This window comes from Variovorax sp. 679 (assembly GCF_003952185.1).
In the GTDB taxonomy this organism is placed as follows: Bacteria; Pseudomonadota; Gammaproteobacteria; order Burkholderiales; family Burkholderiaceae_C; genus Variovorax.
Window position 1 is genome coordinate 17,925 of sequence record NZ_RXFS01000009.1, and the last position, 26,287, is coordinate 44,211.

Consider the following 26,287-nt stretch of genomic DNA (forward strand, 5'->3'; position numbering starts at 1 on the left):
ACATCAGAAAGGATGCCCCACATGAGACATTTCCACCTCGGCCATCACCACTGCCGCACCGCCCGCGGCGAACATGAAGACGGCCTTTCAGGCGGCCGCGGACACCGCGGCGGGCGTGGCGGCGGACGCGTGTTCGGCCATGGCGGCCTGCGCTTCGTGCTGCTGCAGCTCATTGCCAGCAAGCCGTCCCACGGCTACGAGCTGATCAAGGCCATCGAAGACCGCCTCGGCGGCAGCTACGCGCCCAGCCCCGGCGTGGTCTACCCCACCCTCACGCTGCTCGAGGAAATGGGCTACCTCAGCGTCGAAACCGCCGACGGCGGCCGCAAGAGCTACACCATCACCGACAGCGGCCGCGAATTCCTCGAAGCCAACCGCGAGATGGCCAACGCCATGATGGCCCGCATGAGCGGCGGCGTCGACGGCGCCGGCCCGCGCGGCGGACGCCCGCCGCAGGTCACGCGCGCCATCGAGAACCTCAAGCTCGCGATGCGCATGCGCCTGACGGGCTCGCCGCTGACCGAGCAGCAGGCCCACGAGTTCGCCGCGGTGCTCGACGCCGCGGCCCAGCAGATCGAAAGGATCTGAGGGGCCTGCAATCCGAATCCCAACCCGCCCTGTTCAAGACAGGATTTCCGCAATGACTGACTTCAGCACTTCATCTGCTTCCACCGCGCCCGACCGCACGCCCCGCCGCGTGCGCCACGACCTGCGCTTTCGCCGCCTCGCGGTGAAAACCGTGCAGCGCGTGACGCCGCACCTGATCCGCGTCACGCTCGCGGGCGACGACCTCGCGGGCTTCATCAGCCTCGGTTTCGACGACCACGCGAAGATCTTCTTTCCCGACGCCGCCGGCAAGCTCACGCTGCCCACGGCCGGCCCCGACGGCCCGGTGTGGCCCGACGGACGCCCGACCATGCGCGACTACACGCCGCGCCGCTACGACGAGAAGGCCGGCACGCTCGAGATCGACTTCGCGCTGCACGAAGCCGGCCCCGCCACACAGTGGGCCGAGCAGGCCAAGCCCGGCGACATCCTCGGCGTGGGCGGCCCGCGCGGCTCGTTCATCGTGCCGACCGAGTTCGACTGGCACCTGCTGATCGGCGACGACACCGCCCTGCCCGCCATCTCGCGTCGCCTGGCCGAACTGCCCGCCGGCACGCGCGTGGTGGTGCTGGCCGAAGTCGACAGCGAAGCCGACGAGATCCCCTTCGACACGCAGGCCGAACTCACGCTGAAGTGGGTGCACCGCCGCGGCGCAGAACCGGGCCTGAGCCCCGTGCTGCTCGACGCGCTGAAATCGATGCAGCTGCCAGTCGGCGACTTCCATGCGTGGGTGGGTTGCGAATCGGCCATAGCCAAGGCGCTGCGCACGCACCTGGTGGGTGAGCGCGGCGCGAACCCGAAGTGGACCCGGGCCTCGGGCTACTGGCGCCGCGGCGCGGCAGCCACGCACGATTCGCACGACGAGTAACGCGCCTCTTCAGTGCGGCACTTCGGCAGGTCCCGAGGTCGCCGCACTGCGCTTTGGGCTGCGGATCAGCAGCAACAGCGGAATCGCCAGCACCGTGATGATCATCATGATGGCGAAGTCGTCGAGATAGCCGATCAGCGCGCCCTGCCGAGTCACCTCGGCATTCAGCAGCGCGAGCCCCGTCGCGGTGTCGGGCGACATCATCTGCGGCAGCGTCGACAGCGCGACGTTGCCCGGCGCCACGGTCGCCGCGATCTGCGCATGCGCCTTGCTCGAACCTTCGGTCAGGAGAGCCTGCACGATCGAGATGCCCACACTGCTGCCGATGTTGCGCAGCAGGCTGAAGATCGGCGTGCCCTGGTTGCGCAGCCTCGGCGCCAGCGTGGCGAACGTGGCGGTGGAAAGCGGCACGAAGGTGAAGCCGATGCCCAGCCCCTGGATGAAGCCCGAGACGACGATCAGCGTGCTGTCCATCTGCAGCGTGAGCCGCGTCATCTGGTAGAGCGAGAACGCCGTGAGGCCGAAGCCCACCGCCATGATCGCGCGCACGTCGATGCGCTGCACCAGCCGCCCCACGATGATCATCGCGATCATCGTTCCCACGCCGCGCGGCGCCGTCACCTCGCCCGTGTAGACCACCGGGTAGCCCATCAGCCCCTGCAGGAAGTTGGGCAGCAGCGCCATCGTCGCGAACAGGATCATGCCGACGATGAACGCGAACAGCAGGCCGGTGACGAAGTTGCGGTCTTTCAGCAGGTCGCGGTCGAAGAAGGACACGCCCTGCACCGTCCAGGTGTGGACCACGAAGAAGCCGAAAGCCACCAGCGCGGCGGCCGCCTCCAGCTTGATTTCCCACGACTCGAACCAGTCGAGCTGCTCGCCCCTGTCAAGGAAGAGCTGCAGCATGCCGATGGCCAGGCTCAGCGTGACGAAGCCGAAGATGTCGAGCTTCTCGCCCTGCGGCCGGCTCTCGGGCAGGTAGCGTGCGATACCCCAGAAGGCGAAGATGCCCACGGGCAGGTTGATGAAGAACACCCAGCGCCAGTCGAAGTTCTCGGTGAGCCAGCCACCCAGCAGAGGCCCGAGGATGGGCCCGACCATGATGCCCGCGCCCCAGATCGCCATGGCCTGGCCGACCTTCTCGCGCGGGTTGATGTCCAGCAGCACCGCCTGCGACAGCGGCACCAGCGCCGCCCCGAAGATGCCTTGCAGCAGCCGCGCGGCCACGATGCCGACCAGCGAGGTCGCCAGCCCGCACAGCGCCGAGGCCACCGTGAAGCCGATCACAGAGATGATGAACACGCGCCTGCGCCCCCAGTGCCCGCACAGCCAGCCGGTGAGCGGTAGCGCGATGGCCGAGGCCACGATGTACGAGGTGAGCACCCAGGTGATCTGGTCCTGCGAGGCCTGCAGGCTGCCCTGCATGTGCGGCAGGGCCACGTTGGCGATGGTGGTGTCCAGCGCCTGCATGATGGTCGCCAGCATGATCGAGATGGTGATCATGCCGCGGTGCGGCACGGTGGTTCCCGGCGCGACGCTCACGACTTTCGGCCTTCGCCGGAGGTGATCTCCACGAGACTGCCGTGCACCCGGGCGAGCAGGCCCAGCAGCTGTGCGCGCTCGGCCTGCGACAGCACCGACATCACGCGGGCGTTGAGCCCGTCGCTGATGCCGAGCGCGCTGTCGAGCGCCTTCTCGGCGCTGGGTTCCAGGTGGATCTTGTTGACGCGGCGGTCCGTCGGGCTGGGCTCGCGGCGGATCCAGCCGGCCGCGGCCATGCGATCGCACAGGCCGGCCACGGCCATCGGGGTCAGGTCGAGCCGCTGCGCGAGCTCGGCTTGCGAGAGGGGTTCTTCATCGCCGCGCATCGCCAGCGCTCCCAGCAGGCGGCACTGTGCGCTTGTGAGGCCGATGCGTTCGCGCGCGAGGCGGTCGAACTCTTCGCTGTAGAGCTTGCCCACGCTCTTGACCAGGAAGCCGAAGCGCTGCGTGAAGTCCCTTTTCATAAGGGACTCGATTATCTACATGTTTATTAGTTGAGCCTTAGCGGCCTCACCCTCAAAGCCACCCGGCACGCCTGAACCGGTAATAGAGATAGCCGCAGGTACTGACGATCAGCCCCAGCGCCACCCCGTAGCCATAGCGGAATTTCAGCTCCGGCATGTTCTCGAAGTTCATTCCCCAGATGCCCGCGAAAGCGGTGCACACCGCGAAGATGCTGGCCCAGGCGGCAAGGCGCTTGGTGACTTCGCTTTCCTCGATGGTGACCATCGACAGGTTCACCTGTATCGCCGTGCCGATGGTGTCGCGCACGGCGTCGATCGATGCGTTGATGCGCCCCAGGTGGTCGCCCACGTCGCGGAAATACTCCTGCGAGCTCATGCAGATCTGCGGCACCCGCCCGCCGTGCATCTTGCCCGCAGCCTCCAGCAGCGGCGCCACCGCGCGCTTGAGGACCATGCTGCGCCGCTTCAGGTCGTAGAGCTGCCTGATCTTGTCGCGCGCCGCGCCGCCTTGGCCGAAGATCTGCTGCTCGATGGCTTCCAGCTCCACCTCCAGCGCGTCGATCACCGGAAAGTAGCGGTCGACCACCGCGTCCATCAGCGCATAGAGCACGAAGCCCGCGCCGTGGCGCAACAGATCCGGCTCACGCTCGCAGCGCTCGCGCACGCCCAGGAAGCCCTGCTTGCTGCGGTTGCGCACCGACAGCACGTAGTTGGCGCCGACGAACACGTCAACCTCGCCCACGTTGGTGCAGTGCTCGCCCTCCTCCGAAGGCTCGACCAGGTGCATGACGACGAAGAGCGAGTCGCCGTACTCCTCCATCTTCGGACGCTGGTGGCCATGCTGGGCGTCTTCCACCGCCAGGGGATGCAGGCCGAATTCTTGCTGCATCACTTTCAGCTCTTCGGCGGACGCATCGCTCAGCGCCACCCACACGAAGCAGCCCGGCCGGCCGATGTAGTCGCTGATGTCCTCGACCGAGATGTCGGCGAGCTTGGAGCCGTTTTCATAGGCGACGCAATTGATCAGCATCGGTATCTCCCGGAGTTCACGTTGGCGAAAGCCGCCGATGGTGCCACGAGGGCCGCAAGCCCCCACCGGCCCACTGCTTCGCCACCGCCGCTTCAGCCAGGTCGTATAGAGTGCGGGTCGATTTGCCTGGCGGATGAGAACAAAACGAGAAGACGAGCAGCGCGCCACCGACGCTGCGCAGAAAGACAGACAGGGAGCGGAAAGTCATGGAAACAGCCTCGTTCGAGGGAGTGCTCAAGTGAGACGGGACGTTCGCCTCGCGAAGTCCCTGCTGCTGGCCGTCATGCTTTCGGTGTCGGCGGCCACGGGCTGGCAGTTGTACGCGTCGCGCGACCAGACGCTGGCCGCGGCCGACACCAACAATCTCAACCTGGCCAATGCGCTGAACATCTACGCCGAGGGCGTCTTCACCCAGAGCGACATGCTTCTGCAGGGCGTGGCCGAGACGCTGAAGGGCGAAGGCGACGAGCCGGAGCGGCTGCAGCGCGTGCAGTCGCTGGTCGAGCGCCAGAAGCGCCTGCTCGACCAGCTCGACGGCCTGGCCGTCCTCGATGCCGGGGGCGACTGGCTGATGTATTCCAAGGGGCCCCTCACGAAGGGCATCAACAGCGCCAGCCGGGCGTACTTCATCCACCACCGGGAAAACCGCTCGAACGACGTTCTCATCAGCCCGCCGATCCGCAATCCGTTCACCGGCGAATGGGGAATCACGGTCAGCCGGCGCCTGGAGGACGCCGAGGGCCGGTTCGCCGGTGTCGTCGTCGCCGGCCTGGGCCTGCAGAACTTCCTGCGTGCGTTCGGGACCATCGCGCTCCCCGGCACCGGCACCATCGGCCTGAGCACCAACCATGGGCAGATGCTGGTGCTCTATCCCTACAGCGAAAAGGCCATCGGGCTCGATTTTTCCGGATCGGCCAATTTCCAGCGCCACTTCGGCGGCACCTCGGGCACCGCGTCGTTCCGCTCCAGCATCGACGGAATGAAGCGGCTCTACGCCTTCCGCAAGAGCGACCGCTACCCGGTGCTGACCACCGTGGCGCTCGGCCGCGACGAGGCGCTGAAGGCCTGGAGGCACCAGGCGCTGCTGACGATCGGCGTGGTGGGGGCCTTGCTGGCGATCGTTGCCGCCGTGGGCTGGCGGCTGATCGTCAACATCCAGCGCCGCATCAGCGCCGAGGCCTCGCTGCTGGCCGCGCGAGAAGACCTGCTGCGGGCCAACCGCCGGCTGGAGGTCCTGGCCACGCAGGACCAGCTCACCGGCCTGGCCAACCGCCGCAGCTTCGACGAGGTGCTGGCGCACGAGTGCCGCCGCGCGGCCAGGGAGGGCACGGCCCTGTCGCTCCTGCTGCTGGACCTGGACTACTTCAAGCGCTTCAACGACGCATACGGCCACGTGGCCGGCGACCAGTGCCTGAAGGCGGTCGCCACGGCATTGAGGCGCAGCGCCAGGCGCCCGGGCGACCTGGTGGCGCGCTACGGCGGCGAGGAGCTGGCGGTGGTCCTGCCCCGCAGCGACCTGCCGGGCGCGCGGAAGGTCGCCGAACAGATACTCGCCCAGGTCCTCGCGCTCGACATCCCGCACAGCGCCAGCCCGCAAGGACGGGTCACGGTCAGCATCGGCGTTGCAGCGCTGGAAGCCCGGCACTCGGACGAGCCGGAACAGCTGCTCGTCGAAGCCGCCGATCGCGCGCTGTACAAGGCCAAGGAAAGCGGGCGCAATCGCGCCGTGAGCGAGGAAGAGTTCGCAGATGCCTGAGGGTGCGTCCGGCGCCGGCGCAACGGCCTGGAGATACGCGCATTGAACGTAGAATGCCCGCGGCACTTTCATCCGTGTCCGCACGCGCCGCGGCGCCACGCTCCCCATGCCCTCCCCGAACAAGCCATCCAGCCCGGCACCCGCCGCCGTCCGCGACGCCCGCATTGCCGCCGGCCTCACGCAGACGGAAGCGGCGCAGACGGTACAGGCGTCGCTGCGCGGATGGCAGCAGTGGGAGGCGGGCGACCGCTCGATGGCACCCGGCCTGTTCGAGCTGTTCATGCTCAAGACCCGGCAGTGGCCGCTCGAGGGCGGCCACCGTGCGGAATGAGCGGAGAACGGCACGGGCCATGCGGAAAATGCCAGGCAATGTCTCTACCCTGCCCCGGACACCGGCGGCATGGATCGCAAGCGATTGATTGAAATGAACAAGCCAGACCTCTCTGGACACACTCCCATGATGGCCCAGTACCTGGGCCTCAAAGCCGACCATCCGGACACCCTGCTCTTCTACCGGATGGGCGATTTCTACGAACTCTTCTGGGCCGACGCCGAGAAGGCCGCGCGCCTGCTCGACATCACGCTCACCCAGCGCGGCCAGTCGGCCGGCCAGCCGGTGGTGATGTGCGGCGTGCCCTTCCACTCGGTCGACACCTACCTGGCCCGCCTCATCAAGCTGGGCGAGTCGGTCGCCATCTGCGAGCAGGTGGGCGAAGTCGGCGCAAGCAAGGGCCCGGTCGAGCGCAAGGTGGTGCGCGTGGTCACGCCCGGCACGCTGACCGACACCGAACTCCTCAACGACAAGAGCGATTCGCTGCTGCTCGCCGTGCACGCGGGCTCGCGCAACTTCTGCGGGCTGGCCTGGCTCAGCGTGACCGGCGCCGAATTGCGGCTGGCCGAGTGCCCGGCCGACGCGCTCGAAGCCTGGATCGCCCGCATCGCGCCGAGCGAACTGCTGTACAGCGCCGAAGTCACGCCCGCCTTCGAGCAGCGCCTGAAGGCCGCGCGCAGCGCCACGCCCTTCACGCTGTCCATCCGCCCGGCATGGCAATTCGACGGCGGCCTGGGCGAGCGCAAGCTGGCCGAGCAGATGGGCAGCAACAGTCTCGCCGCCTGGAACGCTGAATCACTGACCAACGCGCATGCCGCGGCGGCCGCGCTGCTGGGCTACGCCGAGCACACGCAGGGCCGCGCGCTCTCGCACGTGCAGCGCCTCTCGGTGGAGCGCGACGGCGACCTGATCGAACTGCCGCCCACCACGCGCCGCAACCTTGAACTGGTGCAGACGCTGCGCGGCGAAGACTCGCCCACCATGTTCTCTCTGCTCGACACCTGCATGACGGGCATGGGCAGCCGGCTGCTGAAACGCTGGCTGCTCTCGCCACGGCGCGACCGTTCAGAGGCGCAGGCCCGGCTCGAGGCCATCGGCGCGCTGCAGGCCACGGTGCCTGGCACCACGGCGGCGCCCTGGCGCACGCTGCGCGAGCAGCTCAAGAACACGAGCGACGTGGAACGCATCGCGGCGCGCATCGCGCTGCGCCAGGTGCGCCCGCGCGAGCTGCTGGCGCTGCGCCTCGCGCTATCGAAAGCGGAGCAGCTCGCGCCGATGCTGCCGGCCTCGGCCGCTCTGCTGGGCCAGATCGCGCAGCGGCTCGCCCCGCCGCCCGGCTGCGCCGACCTGCTGACAAGCGCCATCAAGCCCGATCCGTCCGCACTGGTGCGCGACGGCGGCGTGATCGCCACCGGCCACGACGCCGAGCTCGACGAGCTGCGCGCCATCAGCGAGAACTGCGACGACTTCCTGCTGAAGCTCGAAGTCAGCGAACGCGAGCGCACCGGCATCAGCAACCTGCGCGTGCAGTTCAACCGCGTGCACGGCTTCTATATCGAGGTAACGCAAAGTGCGCTCTCGAAGGTGCCCGACAACTACCGCCGCCGCCAGACGCTGAAGAACGCCGAGCGCTTCATCACGCCCGAGCTGAAGGCCTTCGAGGACAAGGCCCTGAGCGCACAAGACCGCGCCCTGGCCCGCGAGAAGTGGCTCTACGAGCAACTGCTCGACGCGCTGCAGCCCTCGGTGCCCGCGCTCACGCAGCTGGCGGGCGGCATCGCCACGCTCGACGCGCTGTGCGCGCTGGCCGAGCGCTCGCACACGCTGCACTGGCGCGCGCCGAGCTTCGTGTCGCACCCCTGCATCGAGATCCAGCAGGGCCGCCACCCGGTGGTGGAAGCACGGCTGGCCGAGAAGTCATCGGGCGGATTCATCGCCAACGACACGCAGCTCGGGCCGCAGCAGCGCATGCAGGTCATCACCGGCCCCAACATGGGCGGCAAGTCGACGTACATGCGGCAGGTGGCGATCATCGTGCTGCTGGCTTCCATCGGCTCGCATGTGCCGGCTGCCGCCTGCCGGCTGGGCCCCATCGATGCCATCCACACCCGCATAGGCGCGGCGGACGACCTGGCCAACGCGCAGTCGACCTTCATGCTCGAAATGACCGAGGCCGCGCAGATCCTGCACAGCGCCACGGCGCAATCGCTGGTGCTGATGGACGAGATCGGCCGCGGCACCAGCACCTTCGACGGCCTGGCGCTGGCCGCCGGCATCGCCGCCCAGCTGCACGACCGCAGCAAGGCCTTCACGCTGTTCGCCACGCACTATTTCGAGCTGACCGAGTTCCCGGCCACGCACCACGGCGCGGTGAACATGCACGTGAGCGCCACCGAAGCGGGCCGCGACATCGTGTTCCTGCACGAAATGCAGCCCGGCCCGGCCAGCAAGAGCTACGGCATCCAGGTGGCGCGGCTGGCGGGCATGCCCGCGGCGGTGGTCAACCATGCGCGGCAGGCGCTGGAGGCACTTGAATCGCAACATGCGCAAACTCGTGCACAAGTCGACCTGTTCGCACCGCCCCCGGTGGCCGAAACACCCATGGCCAGCGCCGTAGAATCCGCGCTGGCCGCGCTCGACCCCGACACGATGAGCCCGCGCGAGGCCCTCGATGCCTTGTATGCCCTTCAGAAACTGAACAAACGTGAACTCGGCGCCGCATGACCCGGCACAGTTCATGCCAGATGAACCTGAACCCATGACTTACTGCGTAGGCATCAAACTCAACGCCGGCCTGGTGTTTCTCTCCGACTCGCGCACCAACGCGGGCGTGGACCACATCAGCACATTCCGCAAGATGATCGTGTACGAGCAGCCGGGCGACCGCGTCATGGTGCTGCTCTCTTCGGGCAACCTGAGCATCTCGCAGTCGGTACGCGAAATCCTCCAGATCGAGGAACTGCGCGAAACCCGCGAAGACGGCTCCCAGGGCGATCCCATCACCATCTGGAACGCCAAGAGCATGTTCGACGCCGCGCGCGTGCTGGGCTCGGCCGTGCGCCACGTGTACGACCGCGACGCCGAGGCGCTCAAGCACGCGGGGCTGGACTTCAACGTCTCCTTCATCTTCGGCGGGCAGGTCAAGGGCGAGGGCATGCGCCTCTTCCTGGTCTACGCGGCCGGCAACTTCATCGAGGCCACCACCGAGACGCCCTACTTCCAGGTCGGCGAGTCGAAGTACGGCAAGCCCGTGCTCGACCGCGTGCTCACGCCCGAGACGCCGCTCGACGAAGCCGCCAAGTGCGCGCTGGTGTCGATGGACTCGACCATGAAGTCGAACCTGTCGGTCGGCCTGCCGCTCGACCTGGTGGTGTACGAGGCCAACAAGCTCGAGACCGACCGCGTGATCTGCATCGACGCCGACAACCCCTACTACCGCATGGTGCACAACAGCTGGGGCCAGAAGCTGCGCGAGGTGTTCGACAGCATCGAAGACCCGGTGTGGGACGACAGCCAGACCGAGCACCCGCTGAAGATGCCGGCCACGCGCCACAGCGCGCTGCGCAAGATCTCGACTCCCGACGAAAAGCTGATCTGAAATGATGCCCCCCGGCTTGCCACTTCGTGTGCTTCTCCACCCCCCGAGGGGGAGGCTCGGCCGCCTTGGGGCGGCCCGGCGGCGGCCGTGATGCCCCCCGTCGTCTTCTCGCACGGCAACAGCTTTCCCGCGAGCACCTACCGCGTCGTCCTCGACAGCCTGCGCAACCGCGGCTTCGAGGTCGATGCCATCGAGAAATTCGGGCACGACCCGAAGTACCCCGTCACCGACAACTGGCCGCACCTGGTGCAGCAGCTGGCCGACTTCGCCAAGGCTCGCGCCGACCGCGCGGGCGGCCCGGTGTTCCTCATCGGCCATTCGCTCGGCGGATTCCTGAGCCTGATGTGCGCCGCGCAGCACCCCGAGCTGGCGCGCGGCGTGTTGCTGATCGACTCGCCGATCCTCGGCGGCTGGCGCGCGAACACGCTCAACGTGGTCAAGCGCACGCCGCTCATGAAGAGCATTTCGCCCGGCGCCATCAGCCGCAAGCGCAAGAACAGCTGGGAGCACCGCGAGGCGGTGTTCGAGCACTTCCGCAGCAAGAAGGCCTTCGCGAAGTGGGACGAGCAGGTGCTGCACGACTACATCGACCACGGCACCTTCGATGCGGAAGACACCCGCGCGCTGAGCTTCGACCGCGACGTGGAAACCGCCATCTACAACACCCTGCCCCACAACCTCGGCGCACTGCTGCGCGCGCACCCGCTCAAGTGCAAGGCCGCCTTCATCGGCGGGCGCCAGTCGGCCGAGATGAAGCGCGTGGGCATGACCATGACCCAGCAGGTCACCAAGGGCCGCATCGCGATGATGGATGGCACCCACCTGTTCCCGATGGAAAAGCCGCTGGCGACGGCCGCGGCCATCGAGGCCGCGCTGCGCAACCTGCTCTGAGCGGCTGCAGCCCCGTCACGCCTGCGTGACGTGCACTCCCGGCCTGCGGCCCGCGTTCCACTTGCCCCCGAGCGCCCGCTCGATCTGCGCGGCCAGCTGCAGCAGCAACCCGTCGTTCGCCTGGGCCGCCTGCGCCTGGATGCCCAGCGGCAGCCCGTTTTCCTGCGCCGCCATCGGAAGCGAAATGCCCGGCATGCCGCACAGGTTGGCCAGCGGCGTGTACGCGAAGTTCTTCCAGAGGTTGGCGAACCAGTCGTAGACCGAGGGATTCGTGCTGGTCGTGAGGTACTCGCTGGTGCCCACCTTGGGCGTGGGCAGCGCGGTGATCGGCGTGAGGATGATGTCCCAGCGCTGGAAGAAATCGCCGAAGGCGCGCGAGGTGCTGTTGAACACCGCCTGCATCTTCGCGCGCTCGGTGTACGAGGTGTGCAGCCCGGCCTCCCAGATCTTGATGTTGATCGGCTCCAGCAGCTCGGCCGGCGGACGCTCCAGGCCCAGCCGGTGCAGGTGGCCGTCGATGACCTGCGCGAAGTTGCTGATGTAGCAGGTGGTCTGGGCGTCGAAGGCCGTACGGAAGTCCACCTCCGGCAGCACCCACTCGACATGGTGGCCAAGCCCTTCGAGGAACCTGCCCGCGCGCTCCAGCTCGGCGACGAAATGCGGCGTGGCGCGGAAGTCGCCCCACTCGTGCGACAGCGCAATGCGCAGGCGGCCCGGGTCGCGCTTGATGAGTTCGCTGTACGGCTCGTCCGGCGACCAGAAGGGCATGAACTCGCCGGGCGCGCCGCCGCGGCAATGGTCGACGAAGGCGGCCGTGTCGCGCACCGTGCGGCTGAGGCAGCCCTGGATCGACACCAGCCCCGAAAGGTCCGACAGCCCCGGCGCCAGCGAGAACACGCCGCGCGACACCTTCAGCCCGATGTTGCCGTTCACGCCCGCCGGAATGCGGATGGAGCCCCCGCCGTCGGTGGCATGCGACAGCGGCAGCACGCCGGCAGCCACGATCGCCGCCGTGCCGGCCGATGAGCCGCAGGTGGTGTATGCGAGGTCCCAGGGATTGCGCGTGACGTGGAATGCGTTCTCGGCCGAGCTGCACACGCCGAATTCCGGCGTGGTGCTGCGGCCCACGATGTTCAGGCCCGCCTTGCGCAGCTGCTGCGTGAGGAAGCTGTCGGCCGCCGGGCGATGGCCCTGCATCATCATCGAGCCGAACTCCTGCAGCCGGCCCTTCAGCGTGGGACCGAGGTCCTTCATCAGGTAGGGCAGGCCCGCGAACACGCCCCCGGGGTTCATGCCGTCCTTCAGCGGATCGGCCACCACGTCGTCGAAGACCTCGACGACCGCGTCGAGTTGCGGATCGAGCCTCGCGATACCGGCCGCCGCCTGCGCGGCCAGCTCCGCCGCCGTCACTTCGCCCTTGCGGACCCGTTCGGCCAGGCCGATGCCGTCGTGATCGGCCCATTCGCTCCAGCTCATTGCCAGCGTCATTCGCATTGCTCCATTTCTTGTTTCTCGGTGAGGAAAGTGCGTCCGATTTTGCCGAGCGTGTCGGCGCGACGCATACTGGTGCGTCCTTGGGTGAGCAGGAACGAAGGACAAACAAGCGCGCTGCATGACCGACGACGACACCGCCTGGATCGCCACCACGCTGACCGCCTCGCGTCCGCGCGCGGTGGCCGCGTTGCTGCGCTACTTCCGCGAGCTCGACACGGCGGAGGAGGCCTTCCAGGAAGCCAGCCTGCGCGCCCTTCGGCACTGGCCCGGGAGCGGCCCGCCGCGCGACCCGCTGGCCTGGCTGATCTTCGTGGGGCGCAACGCGGCGCTCGACGAAGTGCGCCGGCGCGGCCAGCACGAACCGCTGCCCGAAGACGACACGCTCGTCTCCGACCTCGACGACGTTGAAGCCGCGCTCGTCGAGCAGCTCGACCAGGCGCACTACCGCGACGACGTGCTGCGCCTGCTGTTCGTCTGCTGCCACCCCGAGTTGCCGCTGACGCAGCAGATCGCGCTGGCGCTGCGCATCGTCTCGGGCCTGTCGGTGCGCGAGATCGCGCGTGCCTTCCTGGTCGGCGAGAGCGCCATGGAACAGCGCATCACCCGCGCCAAGAAGCGCGTGGCCTCGGCCGGCATTCCCTTCGACACGCCGGGCCGGCGCGAGCGCGACGAGCGGCTGGCGGCCGTGTGCACCACGGTCTACCTGCTGTTCAACGAAGGCTACTCGGCCAGCGGCGGCGACGAGCATGTGCGCACCGCGCTGTGCGAAGAGGCGATACGCCTCGCGCGGCTGCTGCTGGAGCTGTTCCCCGGCGAGCCCGAGCTGATGGGCCTGGCCGCCCTGCTCCTGCTGCAGCATGCGCGCGCCGATGCGCGGCTCGATGCCGGCGGCATGGTCGTGCTGCTCGAAGACCAGGACCGCGCACGCTGGAACCGTGCACTCATCAGTGAGGGCCTCGCGCTGGTCGAAGGCGCGCTGCGGCAGCGCAGGCCCGGGCCTTACCAGCTGCAGGCCGCCATTGCCGCCACCCACGCGCAGGCTGCACGCCCCGAAGACACGAACTGGGCCGAGATCGATCGCCTGTATGCCGCGCTCGAAGCCCTGCAGCCCTCGCCGGTGGTCACGCTGAACCGCGCGGTGGCGGTGCACAAGCTGCACGGGCCGCAAGTCGCGCTGACGCTGACGGAGCCGCTGGCCAACGCGCTGGACAGCTACTTTCACTTCCACGGACTGCAGGGCGCGCTGCTGATGCAGCTGGAGCGCACCGGCGAGGCCCGTGCCTCCTTCGCGCGTGCCCTGGGCCTGGCCCGAACCGCCGCCGAGGCCGCACACATCCGCGCGATGCTCGACCGCCTCGGCGCGCCGGACTGATCTCCCTCCACGAACCACGCCCCAAAAAAGGAAGACCATGCTCTATTCCATCCTCATCTACGGTTCCGAATCCGCGGTGGCCGCCTGGGAACCCGGCATCGAAGAGGAAATGCTCGAGCGCCACACAGACCTGCGCGACGACCTGCAGACGCAGGGCAAGCTCGGCACGGTGCTGCGGCTGATGCCGAACGTGGCCACCACCGTGCGCCGGGCGGGCGACATGCACCCGCTGGTCACCGACGGCCCCTTCGCCGAGACGAAGGAGCAGCTGATGGGCATCTACATCGTGGAGTGCGAGTCCGTCGAGGAAGCGACGCACGCCGCGCACCGACTGGCCTTCGAGGGCGGCGTGTTCGAGATCCGGCCGGTCACCTGGTACGACCCGGGCGTGATTCCGGCGCGCATTCCGCAGGTCTGAAAAAAATCGGCCGGCGGTGTCGGGTCGGGCCGTCGCCCCGCGTCCTTGGTTGGAACGCCCGCATGTCGCGGGCGGCAATCCGAGGAGAAAAAGACGATGTCGCAGGCATTCAAGGACAAGTGCGTGGTGGTTCACGGTGGCGGCGGTGCCATCGGCGGCGCGGTGGCCCGCGCCTTTGCGCGTGAAGGCGCCCGGGTGTTCATCACGGGGCGTAACCGCGCCAGGCTCGACGCGGCATTGAGCGCCATCGCAGCCGCGGGTGGGCACGCCGAGGCAGCAGTGGTCGACGCGCTCGACGAGCAGGCCATGCTCCGCCACGCCGCCGGGGTGGCCGACCGCACCGGCGGCATCGACATCGCGCTCAACGCCATCGGCGTCATGCACGTGCAGGGCACGCCGCTGTCGGCGCTGCCGCTGGAAGACTTCTTCCTGCCCGTGCATGCATACACCCGCGCCTGCTTTCTCACGGCCAGGGCCGTCGCGCCGCACATGGCGAAGCGCGGCGGTGGCGTGATCCTCTCGGTGTCGACGCCGGCCTCGCGCCTGCCCGGCCCGGGCTACCTGGGCCATGCGGTGGCCTGCGCGGGCGTGGAGGCGCTCTCGCGCCACATGGCGGGCGAGCTGGCTGCCTTCAACATCCGCACGGTGTGCATCCGCTCGCACGCCATTCCCGAGGCAGTGACCGCCGGCTCGCACGCCCGCGAGGTGTTCCGCCCGGCGGCGGAGAGCATGGGGCTCACGGTCGAGCAGATGCTCGCGGCCAATCCACCCGGCCTGCTGGTGAAGCGGCTGCCCTCGCTCGACCAGATGGCGGCTGCGGCGCTGTTCGCGGCTTCCGAAGGCGCCGGTGCGATGACGGGCGCGGTGCTGAACCTGAGCGGCGGCGTCACGCTCGACTAATACCGGCGTAAGGCCGGGCAAGCCTGGCTCCCTAGAATCGCCCGGGTCATTCCCGAACCTTGCCGATTCCGCATGCAGCCCGACTTCCCGTCAGCACCCGCGCTGGCCGACGCCCTGATCGTCGATCCGTTCTACCTGGCGATCTCCGTCGACTTCGAGCACGACATGCTCTCCCGCAAGGCAGTACTCGCCGATTACTTCGCCTACTCGCTGGGCGAGGCCGCGCGCACCGGCCGCTACCTCACGGCCGAAGACTCCCGGTTCGGCGCGGCGGCCTGGCTGCTGCCTCGGTCGGAAGCAGTCGACGCGGCCGAGTCGGCGGCAAAGAGCGAATACCTCGCCGCCACGCTGGGCCCCCGGGGCCTCGACAACTACCGCCGCATCGTCGACTTCATGGCCGAGCGCTCGCCGGCCGTGGTGCCGGCAGACGCCTGGTACCTGTCGATCCTCGGCATCTCGCCGGCCGCGCAGGGGCGCGGGCTGGGCGCCAGGCTGCTGGCGCGGACGCTGGCCGAGGCCGACGAGGCAGGCGTGCCCTGCTTCCTGGAAACCTTCACGCCACGCAGCGTGGCTTTCTACGAACGGCTGGGCTTCCGGGGCGCCGCGGAGCACCGTGAGCCGGTCACCGACTCGGCGTACCTGATCATGTGCAGGCCTCCGCGGCAATAGTTGGCAGCAAACCGGGAAAATAAGTAAATACGTTCCACCCGCCGCGTCAGGTTGGCCGAAAAATCCGCCGCATGTCCCCCTCCCCCCTGGAAGACGCCGAACCCGTCTCGCTGAGCCCCACGCTGATCGTCGAGGACGACCCGGCAATGCAGGAACGCCTGCGCTACGTGCTGTCGACGCTCGGCTGCGACGAGAACCGCATCTCGGTGACGGACAGCGTGGCCGGCGCCCGCCAGCTGCTCGACGAACACGACTACGGCCTGGTGCTGGTGGACATCGGCCTGCCCGACGGCAGCGGGGTGGAGCTCATCGGCTGGCTGCAGGCGCACCGCCCGGCCATTCCGGCGGTGGTGATCTCGGCCTGGCGAACGGAGGAGATCATCTTCGCGGCGCTGCGGGCCGGCGCCATCGGCTACCTGCTGAAGGAGCGCGACGACGTCGAACTGGGCATCGCGCTGCGCAGCATCGAGCAGGGCGGCGCGCCCATCGATCCGAGCATCGCGCGCCACATCCTCGCCTGGCTGGCGGCGCACCAGCCGCCGGCGGACGCACCGGCGCCGCCCGCCGGCAACGCCACGGCGGCCGACGCCCCGGCCGCGCTGACGCGCCGCGAGCGCAAGATACTCGAGCTCGTATCCCAGGGCCTGAGCAACCGCGACATGGCCGAGTCGCTCTCGATCTCCAGACTGACCGTGGAATGCCACACCAAGAACATCTACCGCAAGCTCGCCGTCAGCTCGCGCACCGAAGCGGTCTTCGAGGCGCGAAGGCATGGCTTGCTGCGCTGACGGGCGCGATCCTCCTGCTTCTCGCGGTCTGCCCGGCCTGGGCCCGGGCCGCAGCACCCGAATTGAGCGTGGAGGCCGTGCGCGGCACCGGCTGGAACGACACGTCCCCGCCCGCCGAAGGCTGGACGCCCGTGACCCTGCCCGACAGCTGGGCCGGCCGCTGGCCCGGCTTCGACGGCGTTGTCTGGTACCGCCTCACGTGGGAGCAGTCCGCGCAGGTACATGAAACCGGCCTGCTGCTGAACTACCTGAACATGGCCGGCGAGGTCTCGCTCAACGGCACGACGATCTCGCGCGACGACAGCCTGGTCGAGCCGCTCACGCGCGCCTGGAACACGCCGCGCTACTGGCTGCTCGCGCCGCCGCTGCTGAAGCCGGGCACCAACACGCTGCTGGTGCGCGTGTCGGGGCTGGCGCCCTACCAGGCGGGGCTGGGGCCGGTAGAGATCGGCGAGCCGGCTGCCATGCAGTCGCGCTTCGAGCGAGAGCGGCTGGTACGGCGTGACCTGCAGGTGCTGGGCCTGGCGGTCAGCGCGGCGGTCTCGGCTTTCTTCGCGGCCTGGTGGTGGCTGCGCCGGCGCGAGACGGCCTACGGCTGGTTCGCCGTGATGTCGGTGCTGTGGCTTCTGTTCGCCTACAACCAGATCGCGACCAGCCCCTGGCCGTTCGGCTCCAACCACCACTGGCAGGCGCTCAACACCTCTTTGCTGCTGGTGTTCAGCGTGTCGTACCTGCTGTTCGTGCTGCGCTACTGCGGGCGCCGCCTGCCCCGGCTCGAAGGCGCGGCTGCGCTGGTGGCGCTGGCCGGCGTGCTCGACCTGTGGCTGGCGCCCGAGCCCTCGCTCGCCGCGCACCGGGCCATCTGGACGCTGGTGGGCGGCCTCACGATCATCGTGGTGAACAGCAGCGCCATCGTGTACGGCTGGCGCCATCGCGGCAGCCCGGTGCGCTCCATCGCGCCCTTCATGGCGATCTCGGCGGTGACGGGCGCGCACGACCTGCTGGTGTTCACGCAGGTGATCGACAGCAACATCTACTACACCAACATGTCGTCGTACGTGCTGCTGCTGGGCATGGCGCTGACGCAGGCCGCACGATTCGCGCAGAGCCTGCGGCGCATCGAGAACTTCAACACCGAGCTGATCGAGGAAGTGAACGCGGCCAAGGCCGAGCTCGCCGCCACGCTGGCCCAGCAGCACGCGCTGGAGCTGGCGCACGCGCGCATCGGCGAGCGCGTGAACCTGGTGAGCGACCTGCACGACGGGCTCGGCGGCATGCTGGTGGGCAGCATCGCGACGCTGGAGCGCAAGCCCGAGAACCTCAGCGCGCCGGAGCTGCTCGCCATGCTCAAGCGCCTGCGCGACGACCTGCGGCTCATCATCGACGCCACCGGCCGCGACGACGGCGCCCGCGCGCTCGGCGAACTGCTGGTGCCGCTGCGCCACCGCAGCTCGGAGCTGCTCGACGCCAACGGCATCGACTGCCGCTGGCAGGTGTCGGGCATCGACACGCTGGAGCTGCCGCCTTCACAGAGCCTGGACCTGATGCGCTTCCTTCAGGAGGCGCTGACCAACGTGCTCAAGCACAGCGCGAGCCGGCGCGTGGACGTGACCGTGGCACGCGCGGGCGCCGAGTTGCAGCTCAGCGTGCGCGACGACGGACGTGGTTTCGCGGTCGAGGGCCAGACGGCAGGCGCCGGATTGCGCAGCCTGCGCACGCGAGCCCGCCGCCTCGGCGCCGAGCTGCATCTGCAGTCGCGCCCCGGCGAAACCCGGGTGGCGCTGCGCATGCCGCTCGCCACCTGAAGCATCAGAGCTCCAGCACCAGCCGCCCCTCGCAGGCGCGCGAGCAGCAGGCCATCATCTTGGTGTTGGCGTCGCGCTCCACCCGAGTGAGCACCACGTCGCGGTGGTCGACCTTGCCGGAGAGCACGCGCACTTCGCACGATCCGCACAGGCCCTCTTCGCAATCGCTCTGCACGTCGACGTTCGCGGCGCGCAGCGCGGTCAGCAAGGTCTGGTCGGGCGGCACGGTGAGGACGAGGCCGGAGTCCTTCAGCTCCACCTCGAAGGCGTGTTCCTTCGTCGGATCGAGCGTGGCCAGCGTGGATTCGAAATGCTCCACGCGCAACGCGCCTTCGGGCCAGACGGCGCAGCAGCTCTCCAGCGCCTCGAGCATGCGCAAAGGACCGCAGGCGTAGACCTGAGCGCCGGGTACGGGCTGCGCGAGCAAGGCCTGCAGGTCGTTGCGCCTTCCCTCGTCGGCGGCATGCACGTGCAGGCGCTCGCCATGCAGCGCGGCCAGTTCGTCGACGAAGGCCATGCTCCCGCGGCTGCGGCCGCTGTAGTGCAGTTCGTAGTCCATGCCGAGCGCCTTCGCGCGCCGCGCCATCGCACTCACCGGCGTGATGCCGATGCCGCCGGCGATGAAGATCGCCTTCTTCAGCGACTCGTCGAGCCTGAAGTGGTTGCGCGGGCCGCGAATGCGCAGCCGGTCGCCAGCCTTCACGCTCGCATGCACCCACGACGAGCCGCCCCGCCCTTCGGGCTCGCGGAGCACGGCGATCTCGAACACGCCAGCCTCGTCAGGGTCGCCGCACAGTGAGTACTGGCGCGACAGCTCGGGCGTGCCGCATTCGACATCGATGTGCGAGCCGGGCGTCCAGCGCGGCAGCGGCTTGCCGTCGGGCGACGCCAGGCGCAGCCTGACGACGCCATCGGCCACCGGCGTCACGCTCTCGACCACCACGGGCCGAGCGATCGAATGCGCCGAGGGCTCGCCGATGCGCACCGGCACCTGCACGTCGCGCAGGCCCTTGTTCGCGCGCTCGGGGTTGGCGGCCGCGTCCCACTCCACCCACAGGTGCTCGGGCCCTCGGAACGAGGTGTTCGGCACGTAGGTGAAGCGCTGCTCCGACAGCCGCATGTGCGGCAGCCGGCGCGTGAACTCCTCCAGGAAGATCTGCATCTCCATGCGCGCCAGGTTCTTGCCCATGCACTGGTGCGAGCCGTAGCCGAAGGTGAGATGGTCGCTGGCGTTGTCGCGGCGAATGTCGAACAGGTCGGCATCGGCGAAGTGCCCCTCGTCGTGGTTGGCCGACGAGGTGACGATCAGCAGGCGCGAGCCCGCGGGCAGGTCGACGCCGTCGATCTGCGTGTCTTTGGTGACCAGCCGGCGCCATGCGGCCACCGAGCCGTTGTGGCGCAGACACTCTTCCACCGCGTTGGGAATGAGCCCCGGGTCTTCGCACAGCTCGCGCCACACGTGCGGGTGCTGCAGCAGCAGCTTCACCGCATTGGCCGTGGCGTTGGCGGTGGTCTCGTGGGCGGCCACGATGCCGGCCATCATCATCGAGTGCAGGTACGAGTCGGTCACCACCTCGGGGTGCAGCATCTGCTTGCGGATGCCGTACTGCATCCAGCCGGGCGCGTCGGGGTCCTGCCGCATCTTGGCGAGCACCTTGCCGGCGTACTGCCAGAAGTTGCCGACCGCGTGCGCAACGGCCACCTGCTCCTCGGGCTTCGGGCGGCCCCAGGTGTTGACGGTGTGCGCGATGGAATATTTGCGCAGCGTGTCCATGTCTTCCTCGGGCACGCCGAGGAAGTGCAGCGCCACCGTGAGCGGAATCTCCCACAGCATCTGGTCGACGAGGTCGGCCTTGCCGTCGTCGATGAAGCGATCGACGTACTCGCGCGCCAGCTCGCGCACCATCGGCTCGTGGTGCTTCAGCGCCTCGGGCGTGAAGGGGTCCATCAGCGCGCGACGCCGCGGCATGTGGGCGGGCTCGTCCTCGTTGACCAGCGTGCGGTTCAGCGCGAAGCCGTAGGAGGCCAGCACCGCGTTGGCTTCCTCGCCGGTCGGGGTGATCTTCTCGAGCGCATTCGACGGGCTGAAGGTGATGTTGTCGCGGAATACGGCCTTGATGTCCGCATAGCGCGTGAGCACCCAGTAGCCCAGCTTCGGGCTGTAGAAGATGGGCTCCTGCTCGCGCGCCCAGCGCACGTACTCGGGCGGGTCCTGCTGGTAGCCGTCCTCGAAGGGGTCGAAGCCGGTGGCGCGCTGGCTCACGGGGCAGCCGGTGGGCGTGCGCTCGGAAGACAGCGGGCCGTGCGCAACGGGGCAGCCGAAAGCACGTGAAGGCAAGGCGGTGTCGGGCATGGCGAACGGCTCAGTCGAGGGTGATCTTCAGGTCGCGGATCAGCTTCTGCCAGCGCTCGGTCTCGCTCTTGAGCAACGCGGCGTACTGCGCGGGCGTGTTGCCCACCGGCTCCACGCCGAAGTCGACCATGCGCGTGCGCACCGAGGGTTCGTTGATGGCGGCGACGATCTGGCGGTTGAGCGTGTTCACCACCTCGCCCGGCGTGGCCGAGGGCACGACCACGCCGACCAGCGCGGCCGCCTCGACGTTCTTGTAGCCGAGCTCGGCGAAGGTGGGCACGTCGGGCAACTGCGGCAGGCGGGTCGGGTTGGCCACGGCCAGCGCGCGCACCTTGCCGCCCTTGATGAAGCCGGAGCCCGCGGCCAGGTCGACCATCATGGCCGGCAGCTGCCCGCCGACCACGTCGGCCAGCGCGGGCGCCGCACCCCGGTACGGCACGTGGACCATGAAGAGCTTGGCCTCCACCTTCAGCAGTTCCATCGCGAGGTGGTGCGGACTGCCCGCGCCGGCCGAGGCGTAGTTGATGCCGCCCGGCTTGGCGCGGGCCTGTGCGATGAAGTCCTTGGCCGAGCTGAAGCCCGAGTTGGCGCCGACCACCAGGATCATCGGGAACTTGCCCATCAGCGTGACGGGCGCGAGGTCTTTCGTGGGGCTGTAGCTCAGCGACTTGTAGAGCGCGGGGTTGAACACCAGCGTGCCGTTGTCGGCCGAGAGGATGGTGTAGCCGTCAGCCGCGGCGCGCGCGGTTTCGGAGGCGGCGAGCGCGGTGTTGCCACCGGGCTTGTTGTCCACCAGCACCGGCTGCGCGACCTGCGTGGAAAGGGTCTGGGCGACCGTTCGCGCGAGGAAGTCGGAGCCGCCGCCGGCCGCGTAGGGAACGATCCAGCGGATCGGCTTGGCGGGAAAAGCCTGCTGGGCGCCAGCGCTTGCGGCAACGGCAGCCAGCGAAAGAACCGCGAGGCAGCGGACGAGGTGCTTCTTCATGGGGGTGTCTCCGTACTGGATTTTGTGTATTGCGTAATTATCATACGCATAGCGTAATTCGTGGATCGCGGGTTTACCCGGCCACATCGACCGAGCACCTAACATCCGAGCGTCATGACCCAGCCCACGGGATCCGATCCCTCCCTCTCCTCCCCTGTCCGCGAGCGCCGCCAGCGCGTGCAATCCGCCGAAACCGGCATGTCCGTGCTCAAGGGGCTGGCGCACCTGGGCGGGCGCAGCAGCCTGACCGCGCTGTCGGCGCACGTCGCCGAGAGCCCGGCGAAGGTGCACCGCTACCTCGCCAGCCTGATGGAAGCCGGCCTCGTGCTGCAGGACGCTGCCTCGCAGCACTACTACCTGGGCACGGAAGCCATCCAGATCGGCTTGGCCGCCATGCGGCAGGCCGACCCGATCCGCGCGGCCGAGCCCTGCCTCATCCGCCTGCGCGAATCGCTGGAGGTGACCTGCTTCGTGGCGGTGATGGGAAACAAGGGCCCGACCATCGTGCGCTTCGAGGAGCCGGGCCTTCCGGTCACGGTGAACGTGCGCGCCGGCTCGGTGATGTCGATGCTGTGGTCGGCCACCGGCCGCGCCTTCCTGGGCCTGCTCGACGAATCGCGCGTGCTCGCGCTGGCCGAGCAGGAGCTTGGCGAGGCCACGCCCGAGATGCGGGCGCAGCTCGACGCGAAGGACCCGATCGGCCAGTTGCGCCGCGAGGTGCGGCAAGCGCACTGCGCGAGCGTGAAGGACACCTACCTGCGCGGCATCAGCGCGGTGGCGGCGCCGGTATACGACTATGCGGGAAGGGTCTGCGCCGTGATCACCGCGCTGGGCGCCACGGGAGGCTTCGATCCGGCCATCGACGGTCCCATTGCGGTGGCCGTGCGGCAGGAAGCGAAGGCCGCGAGCGCCCTGCTGGGCGCCGCGGACTGAAGTTTCAAAGCCGGATCAATCGGCCCAGACGACCGTGCCGGTCCACGCCGTGGCCAGCACCACGATGCCGAAGGCGATGCGGTACCAGGCGAACGGAATGAAGCTGTGGCTGCTGATGTACTTCAGCAGCCAGCGCACGCACAGCCAGGCACTGATGAACGAGAACACCAGCCCCACGGCGAACAGCGGCACGTCGGCCATCGACAGCGCCGCGCGCTCCTTGTAGATGCTGTACACACCCGCGCCGATCAGCGTCGGGATGGCCAGGAAGAACGAGAAGTCGGTCGCCGCCTGGCGCGAGAGGCCGAGCAGCATGCCGCCGATGATGGTCGAGCCGCTGCGGCTGGTGCCCGGGATCATCGCGAAGCACTGCACGAGGCCGACCTTGAGCGCGTCCCACGGCGTCATGTCGTCGACGTGCTCGACGCGCACCGAGCCCGGCGGGCGCTTTTCGGCCCAGAGGATGATGAAGCCGCCGATGATGAAGGTGCTGGCCACCACGGTCGGAATGAACAGGTGCTCCTTGATGACCTTGCCGAACAGCAGGCCCAGCACCACCGCCGGCAGGAAGCCGATGAAGATGTTCAGCGCCAGGCGCTGCGCCTTCGGTTGTCGCGGCAATGCGACGACGGTGGATCTGATCTTCTGCCAGTAGACCAGGATCACCGCGAAGATCGCGCCGGTCTGGATGGCGATCTCGAAGACCTTGCCCCGGTTGTCGCCGAAGCCGCCGAGCAGCGAGCCCGCAAGGATCAGGTGACCGGTCGAAGAGATGGGCAGAAACTCGGTGAGACCCTCGACGATGCCCATGACGGCGGCCTTGGCCAGCAAAACAATATCCACGCGGACTCCTTTCAAGAGCAGTCATTATCACGAGAGGACAGGTCAGCCCCGGATCAGCATCCCCTGTTTCGGTGATGTTCAGGCCCCATGCATTGACACACAGTGACGTGTCAGGGTGTGTCCGTGATGCCCGAAGGAGTTATCGGTAATGCGAACGTTCACGCGCGGCGACAGGCTGGAAGAACACGCGTCGACTTTCGACGACCATGGCGAAGACCGCCGCAAGAATGCCCAGGAGTTGGAGCGCGAGCAGCACGCCTCCATGCGGCGCGTGGTCGAGGCCACGGGCGCCTCGGCGCACGAACTGCAGCAGCTGATGCAGCGGCTGCTCGACATCGACCGCTCGGGCTCCAGCGCGGGCATCGTCGCGCAGGGCCACATCGCGGCCGACCGCATGCAGTCGGGCATGGCGACGCTGGACCTCGGCGACGGCCACGTGGCCGAGCAGCGCGGCGACGCCGTGCAGAGCATCGATTTCTGGCTGCTCGAACCTCTGGACCCCGCGCACGACAAGAAGTGGTACGCCCGCTGGAAGTTCTGGAGCTTCATCCTCGGCGCCGCCGGCGCCGAAGCCGCGCTCACCCTGCAGGGGCTGGCGCTGCGCCCCACCGAGCCCGGAGACACGCACGCCGACCTGGTGGCCAAGGCGCGAAAGGTTCTTGAAAGCTGGCGCCGCACCTCGGAGCCGCTGTTCTGGGCGGCCGTCGAGTGCTATGTGCGGCAGCAGTCGTTCTCGCTCGAGACGCAGGCCTACCTGATGCACTGCATCGCCTCGGTGTTCGCGGGCGATCCGATGAAGCTGTCGAACGAGCAGAGCGAGCAGCTCGCGGGCGTGCTCGCCGACACGTATTGCGACGCGCTGGGCACCTCGGCGAGCATGCCCTCGGCGGACATCTACCGGCGCCTGTCGCAAGGCCTGGAAGCGACCGATCGCGAATCCGGCCTCACCCGCAACCTGGGACGCAGCGACGCGGCCCAGATCGCGATGACGGCGCTGTTCTCGGTGATCGAGGGCTCGCGCCTACGCTGAACCGGCCCCGGTGCGCCGGCGCAGCGCGCGCACCGCGCTGTCGACCGTGGTCAGCACCGGCAGGCCGCTGGCAGTCTCGCAGGCGGCACGTGACCGCGCCATGCTGAACTGGGCCAGCGCGATGCGCGTGCAGCCGCGCTCGCGCAGTGCGAGGGCCTGTGCGGCGATCAGGGCGTCGTGCCGCTGCGTGTCGCCGGCATTCAGGGCGTCGAGTGCGCCTTCGGCGAGCGCGGTTTCGAGCGCGACGTCCGAAGGAAACTCCGGCGGCATCGAGGCCAGCGTGGGCGCGAAGGTGGCGATCAGCCCCAGTCTTCCCTGCTGCCCCTGCGCCGCCTCGTCGATCATGGCCTCGTTCGGCTTGAGCACCGGAATGCCCGCATGCCGCCGCGCCACCGCCTCGATACACGGCCCGAACGCCGAGCAGGTGAAGAGGATGCCCTGCGCACCCGTATCTACCGCGTACTGCGCCAGGCGCTGGAAGCGTTCGTGCATGACGTCGTCGAGCCCCTTGCCGTCGCGCGCCAGGTCGGCGGAGAGGCTGTCGTCGAGCAGGTTCATGCGCACGGCCTCGGGCCAGTCGCGCGCGAAGGCTTCGTTGATGGGCGCGACGGAGTGCGAGAGCGCGTGGATCAGGGCAATGCGGGTCATGGGTTCAAGGCAAAAGGTCAGATGCCCTTGGAGGAAGGATTGGCGAAGGCATCCTTCGTCTCGGCATTCAGCGGGTAGTTGATGTTGATGCCCTTGGGCGGGATCGGCGACATGAACCACTTGGCATAGAGCTTCTCCATCTCGCCCGACTTCATCATGCCCGAGACCACACGGTCGACCAGCGCCTTGAAGGCCGGATCGTCCTTGCGGAACATCAGCGACTGGTTCTCGGTGCGCAGGCTCTCGCCGGTGATGATGAAGTCCTTGGGGTTGCGCGCATTCGCGATCTGGCCGGCCAGCAGGATGTCGTCGAGCACGAAGGCCTGGGCGCGGCCGCTTTCCACCAGCAGGAAGGAGTCGCTGTGATCCTTGCCCGCGAGGCTGTTCACCTCCAGGTTGCGGCCGCGGTCGGCCTCGCGCAGCAGGCGGAACGAGGTGGTGCCGCTGGTGGTGGCCACCGTCTTGCCCTGAAGGTCGGCAATGCTCCTGATGCCCGAATCGGCCTTCACCAGCATGCGCACGTTGTAGCGGAAGATGTCCGGCGAGAACGCCACCAGCTTCTGCCGCTCGACGAGGTTGGTGGTGGAGCCGCACTCGATGTCGACCGTGCCGTTCTGCACCAGCGGAATGCGGTTGGCCGAGGTGACGGCCTGGTACTTGATCTCGATGGCCGGCATCTTCAGCTCGGCTTTCGCCGCCTCGACGATGCGGTTGCAGATCTCGATGCTGTAGCCCACGGGCTTGAGGTTGCCGTCAAGGTACGAGAAGCCGAAGGACGACTCGCGGTAGCCGAAGGTGATGGAGCCGCTGGCCTTGATCTTGGCGAGCGTGTCGTTTTCCTGTGCCTGTGCGGCCGTGAGCGGCATGAAGGCCGCGAAGACCGCCGCAAGCGCGGCAACGAAGGGAAACAGCGGACGAAGCTTGGGCATGGAACGCTCCTGGGAACGATGGTTGAGGGAAGAA

24 protein-coding genes are annotated in these 26,287 nt (G+C 68.5%); 15 read left to right on the top strand and 9 right to left on the bottom strand.

Features of this window, described 5'->3' with window-relative positions:
- Nucleotides 1-21: 21 nt before the first annotated feature.
- A complete protein-coding gene (locus EJO71_RS23075) occupies nt 22-588 on the top strand; it encodes a PadR family transcriptional regulator (protein ID WP_125951244.1) in 567 nt (188 codons plus the stop codon).
- A 52-nt stretch (nt 589-640) separates the two neighbouring features.
- Nucleotides 641-1,474: a siderophore-interacting protein gene (locus EJO71_RS23080; RefSeq protein ID WP_125951243.1), complete on the top strand. Its 834-nt coding sequence runs from the start codon at nt 641-643 to the stop codon at nt 1,472-1,474.
- Nucleotides 1,475-1,483: 9 nt separating this feature from the next.
- Here the strand turns inward: EJO71_RS23080 and EJO71_RS23085 are convergent, their stop codons facing one another.
- Genes EJO71_RS23085 through EJO71_RS23095 form a run of 3 tightly spaced genes read right to left on the bottom strand, consistent with a single transcriptional unit; the run spans nt 1,484 to nt 4,510 of the window.
- Nucleotides 1,484-2,977: a DHA2 family efflux MFS transporter permease subunit gene (locus tag EJO71_RS23085; RefSeq protein ID WP_164546894.1), complete on the bottom strand. Its 1,494-nt coding sequence runs from the start codon at nt 2,975-2,977 to the stop codon at nt 1,484-1,486.
- Between the two features lie 35 nt (nt 2,978-3,012).
- Entirely contained in the window at nt 3,013-3,480 is a 468-nt protein-coding gene (locus EJO71_RS23090; protein WP_125951241.1) for a MarR family transcriptional regulator, read from the bottom strand.
- 52 nt (nt 3,481-3,532) lie between these two features.
- Entirely contained in the window at nt 3,533-4,510 is a 978-nt protein-coding gene (locus EJO71_RS23095) for a magnesium and cobalt transport protein CorA (RefSeq protein ID WP_125951240.1), read from the bottom strand.
- Nucleotides 4,511-4,748: 238 nt separating this feature from the next.
- Here EJO71_RS23095 and EJO71_RS23100 point away from each other — a divergent pair, with 238 nt between their 5' ends.
- The 5 genes from EJO71_RS23100 (at nt 4,749) to EJO71_RS23120 (ending at nt 11,086) form a co-directional block, all read left to right on the top strand.
- A complete protein-coding gene (locus EJO71_RS23100) occupies nt 4,749-6,266 on the top strand; it encodes a sensor domain-containing diguanylate cyclase (RefSeq protein ID WP_125951239.1) in 1,518 nt (505 codons plus the stop codon).
- Nucleotides 6,267-6,372: 106 nt separating this feature from the next.
- Nucleotides 6,373-6,597, top strand: coding sequence for an XRE family transcriptional regulator (locus tag EJO71_RS23105; RefSeq protein ID WP_125951238.1), 225 nt, complete (start codon nt 6,373-6,375; stop codon nt 6,595-6,597).
- A 93-nt stretch (nt 6,598-6,690) separates the two neighbouring features.
- A complete protein-coding gene (gene mutS, locus EJO71_RS23110) occupies nt 6,691-9,321 on the top strand; it encodes a DNA mismatch repair protein MutS (RefSeq protein ID WP_171022415.1) in 2,631 nt (876 codons plus the stop codon).
- A gap of 34 nt (nt 9,322-9,355) precedes the next feature.
- Nucleotides 9,356-10,195, top strand: a complete 840-nt coding sequence (locus tag EJO71_RS23115; RefSeq protein WP_125951236.1) for a proteasome-type protease — start codon at nt 9,356-9,358, stop codon at nt 10,193-10,195.
- A gap of 90 nt (nt 10,196-10,285) precedes the next feature.
- Nucleotides 10,286-11,086: an alpha/beta hydrolase gene (locus EJO71_RS23120; protein ID WP_125951235.1), complete on the top strand. Its 801-nt coding sequence runs from the start codon at nt 10,286-10,288 to the stop codon at nt 11,084-11,086.
- A 15-nt stretch (nt 11,087-11,101) separates the two neighbouring features.
- Here EJO71_RS23120 and EJO71_RS23125 read toward each other — a convergent pair whose 3' ends face one another.
- Nucleotides 11,102-12,574 carry an amidase gene (locus EJO71_RS23125; protein WP_125951234.1) on the bottom strand — a complete coding sequence of 491 codons (1,473 nt, stop codon included), beginning with the start codon at nt 12,572-12,574 and terminating at the stop codon, nt 11,102-11,104.
- 124 nt (nt 12,575-12,698) lie between these two features.
- On the opposite strand from EJO71_RS23125, the gene EJO71_RS23130 reads away from it, so the two are divergent.
- The 6 genes from EJO71_RS23130 to EJO71_RS23155 all read left to right on the top strand — a co-directional run bounded on the left by EJO71_RS23130 (nt 12,699) and on the right by EJO71_RS23155 (nt 18,532).
- Nucleotides 12,699-13,952, top strand: a complete 1,254-nt coding sequence (locus EJO71_RS23130) for an RNA polymerase sigma factor (protein ID WP_125951233.1) — start codon at nt 12,699-12,701, stop codon at nt 13,950-13,952.
- A gap of 37 nt (nt 13,953-13,989) precedes the next feature.
- Nucleotides 13,990-14,370 carry a YciI family protein gene (locus EJO71_RS23135; protein ID WP_125951232.1) on the top strand — a complete coding sequence of 127 codons (381 nt, stop codon included), beginning with the start codon at nt 13,990-13,992 and terminating at the stop codon, nt 14,368-14,370.
- A 96-nt stretch (nt 14,371-14,466) separates the two neighbouring features.
- Nucleotides 14,467-15,270, top strand: a complete 804-nt coding sequence (locus tag EJO71_RS23140; RefSeq protein WP_125951231.1) for an SDR family oxidoreductase — start codon at nt 14,467-14,469, stop codon at nt 15,268-15,270.
- A 72-nt stretch (nt 15,271-15,342) separates the two neighbouring features.
- Nucleotides 15,343-15,939 carry a GNAT family N-acetyltransferase gene (locus EJO71_RS23145; protein WP_125951230.1) on the top strand — a complete coding sequence of 199 codons (597 nt, stop codon included), beginning with the start codon at nt 15,343-15,345 and terminating at the stop codon, nt 15,937-15,939.
- A gap of 71 nt (nt 15,940-16,010) precedes the next feature.
- Nucleotides 16,011-16,727, top strand: coding sequence for a response regulator transcription factor (locus EJO71_RS23150; protein ID WP_125951229.1), 717 nt, complete (start codon nt 16,011-16,013; stop codon nt 16,725-16,727).
- Between the two features lie 68 nt (nt 16,728-16,795).
- A complete protein-coding gene (locus tag EJO71_RS23155) occupies nt 16,796-18,532 on the top strand; it encodes an ATP-binding protein (protein ID WP_240651502.1) in 1,737 nt (578 codons plus the stop codon).
- Between the two features lie 4 nt (nt 18,533-18,536).
- On the opposite strand, the gene EJO71_RS23160 is transcribed toward EJO71_RS23155, so the two are convergent.
- Together EJO71_RS23160 and EJO71_RS23165 are read right to left on the bottom strand one after the other, a co-directional pair.
- On the bottom strand, nt 18,537-20,885 hold the full coding sequence (locus tag EJO71_RS23160) for a cytochrome P450/oxidoreductase (protein WP_125951227.1): 2,349 nt from the start codon (nt 20,883-20,885) through the stop codon (nt 18,537-18,539).
- Nucleotides 20,886-20,895: 10 nt separating this feature from the next.
- The gene (locus EJO71_RS23165) at nt 20,896-21,870 is read right to left on the bottom strand and encodes a tripartite tricarboxylate transporter substrate binding protein (protein ID WP_125951226.1); all 975 of its coding nucleotides are present in this window, start codon (nt 21,868-21,870) and stop codon (nt 20,896-20,898) included.
- Nucleotides 21,871-21,984: 114 nt separating this feature from the next.
- Here EJO71_RS23165 and EJO71_RS23170 point away from each other — a divergent pair, with 114 nt between their 5' ends.
- Nucleotides 21,985-22,803 (top strand): IclR family transcriptional regulator, encoded by an 819-nt coding sequence (locus EJO71_RS23170; RefSeq protein ID WP_125951225.1) that lies wholly within the window; start codon nt 21,985-21,987, stop codon nt 22,801-22,803.
- 15 nt (nt 22,804-22,818) lie between these two features.
- Here EJO71_RS23170 and EJO71_RS23175 read toward each other — a convergent pair whose 3' ends face one another.
- Nucleotides 22,819-23,646, bottom strand: coding sequence for an undecaprenyl-diphosphate phosphatase (locus EJO71_RS23175; protein WP_125951224.1), 828 nt, complete (start codon nt 23,644-23,646; stop codon nt 22,819-22,821).
- Nucleotides 23,647-23,794: 148 nt separating this feature from the next.
- On the opposite strand from EJO71_RS23175, the gene EJO71_RS23180 reads away from it, so the two are divergent.
- Nucleotides 23,795-24,676 carry a hypothetical protein gene (locus EJO71_RS23180; protein WP_125951223.1) on the top strand — a complete coding sequence of 294 codons (882 nt, stop codon included), beginning with the start codon at nt 23,795-23,797 and terminating at the stop codon, nt 24,674-24,676.
- Here the strand turns inward: EJO71_RS23180 and EJO71_RS23185 are convergent.
- Entirely contained in the window at nt 24,668-25,324 is a 657-nt protein-coding gene (locus EJO71_RS23185; protein WP_125951222.1) for an aspartate/glutamate racemase family protein, read from the bottom strand. The two genes, EJO71_RS23180 and EJO71_RS23185, sit on opposite strands and share 9 nt — an antisense overlap.
- 17 nt (nt 25,325-25,341) lie before the next feature.
- Nucleotides 25,342-26,253 (bottom strand): amino acid ABC transporter substrate-binding protein, encoded by a 912-nt coding sequence (locus EJO71_RS23190; RefSeq protein WP_125951221.1) that lies wholly within the window; start codon nt 26,251-26,253, stop codon nt 25,342-25,344.
- Between the last annotated feature and the right edge of the window lie 34 nt (nt 26,254-26,287).

Bases quoted from the DNA above. Each gene is read 5' to 3' on its own strand.
- EJO71_RS23190 (WP_125951221.1), bottom strand. From the start codon at position 26,253: ATGCCCAAGCTTCGTCCGCTGTTTCCCTTCGTTGCCGCGCTTGCGGCG.
- EJO71_RS23170 (WP_125951225.1), top strand. From the start codon at position 21,985: ATGACCCAGCCCACGGGATCCGATCCCTCCCTCTCCTCCCCTGTCCGC.
- EJO71_RS23085 (WP_164546894.1), bottom strand. From the start codon at position 2,977: ATGATCACCATCTCGATCATGCTGGCGACCATCATGCAGGCGCTGGAC.
- mutS (WP_171022415.1), top strand. From the start codon at position 6,691: ATGAACAAGCCAGACCTCTCTGGACACACTCCCATGATGGCCCAGTAC.
- EJO71_RS23140 (WP_125951231.1), top strand. From the start codon at position 14,467: ATGTCGCAGGCATTCAAGGACAAGTGCGTGGTGGTTCACGGTGGCGGC.
- EJO71_RS23105 (WP_125951238.1), top strand. From the start codon at position 6,373: ATGCCCTCCCCGAACAAGCCATCCAGCCCGGCACCCGCCGCCGTCCGC.
- EJO71_RS23165 (WP_125951226.1), bottom strand. From the start codon at position 21,870: ATGAAGAAGCACCTCGTCCGCTGCCTCGCGGTTCTTTCGCTGGCTGCC.
- EJO71_RS23150 (WP_125951229.1), top strand. From the start codon at position 16,011: ATGTCCCCCTCCCCCCTGGAAGACGCCGAACCCGTCTCGCTGAGCCCC.
- EJO71_RS23095 (WP_125951240.1), bottom strand. From the start codon at position 4,510: ATGCTGATCAATTGCGTCGCCTATGAAAACGGCTCCAAGCTCGCCGAC.
- EJO71_RS23180 (WP_125951223.1), top strand. From the start codon at position 23,795: ATGCGAACGTTCACGCGCGGCGACAGGCTGGAAGAACACGCGTCGACT.
- EJO71_RS23145 (WP_125951230.1), top strand. From the start codon at position 15,343: ATGCAGCCCGACTTCCCGTCAGCACCCGCGCTGGCCGACGCCCTGATC.
- EJO71_RS23125 (WP_125951234.1), bottom strand. From the start codon at position 12,574: ATGACGCTGGCAATGAGCTGGAGCGAATGGGCCGATCACGACGGCATC.
- EJO71_RS23120 (WP_125951235.1), top strand. From the start codon at position 10,286: ATGCCCCCCGTCGTCTTCTCGCACGGCAACAGCTTTCCCGCGAGCACC.
- EJO71_RS23130 (WP_125951233.1), top strand. From the start codon at position 12,699: ATGACCGACGACGACACCGCCTGGATCGCCACCACGCTGACCGCCTCG.
- EJO71_RS23135 (WP_125951232.1), top strand. From the start codon at position 13,990: ATGCTCTATTCCATCCTCATCTACGGTTCCGAATCCGCGGTGGCCGCC.
- EJO71_RS23115 (WP_125951236.1), top strand. From the start codon at position 9,356: ATGACTTACTGCGTAGGCATCAAACTCAACGCCGGCCTGGTGTTTCTC.
- EJO71_RS23080 (WP_125951243.1), top strand. From the start codon at position 641: ATGACTGACTTCAGCACTTCATCTGCTTCCACCGCGCCCGACCGCACG.
- EJO71_RS23160 (WP_125951227.1), bottom strand. From the start codon at position 20,885: ATGCCCGACACCGCCTTGCCTTCACGTGCTTTCGGCTGCCCCGTTGCG.
- EJO71_RS23185 (WP_125951222.1), bottom strand. From the start codon at position 25,324: ATGACCCGCATTGCCCTGATCCACGCGCTCTCGCACTCCGTCGCGCCC.
- EJO71_RS23090 (WP_125951241.1), bottom strand. From the start codon at position 3,480: ATGAAAAGGGACTTCACGCAGCGCTTCGGCTTCCTGGTCAAGAGCGTG.
- EJO71_RS23075 (WP_125951244.1), top strand. From the start codon at position 22: ATGAGACATTTCCACCTCGGCCATCACCACTGCCGCACCGCCCGCGGC.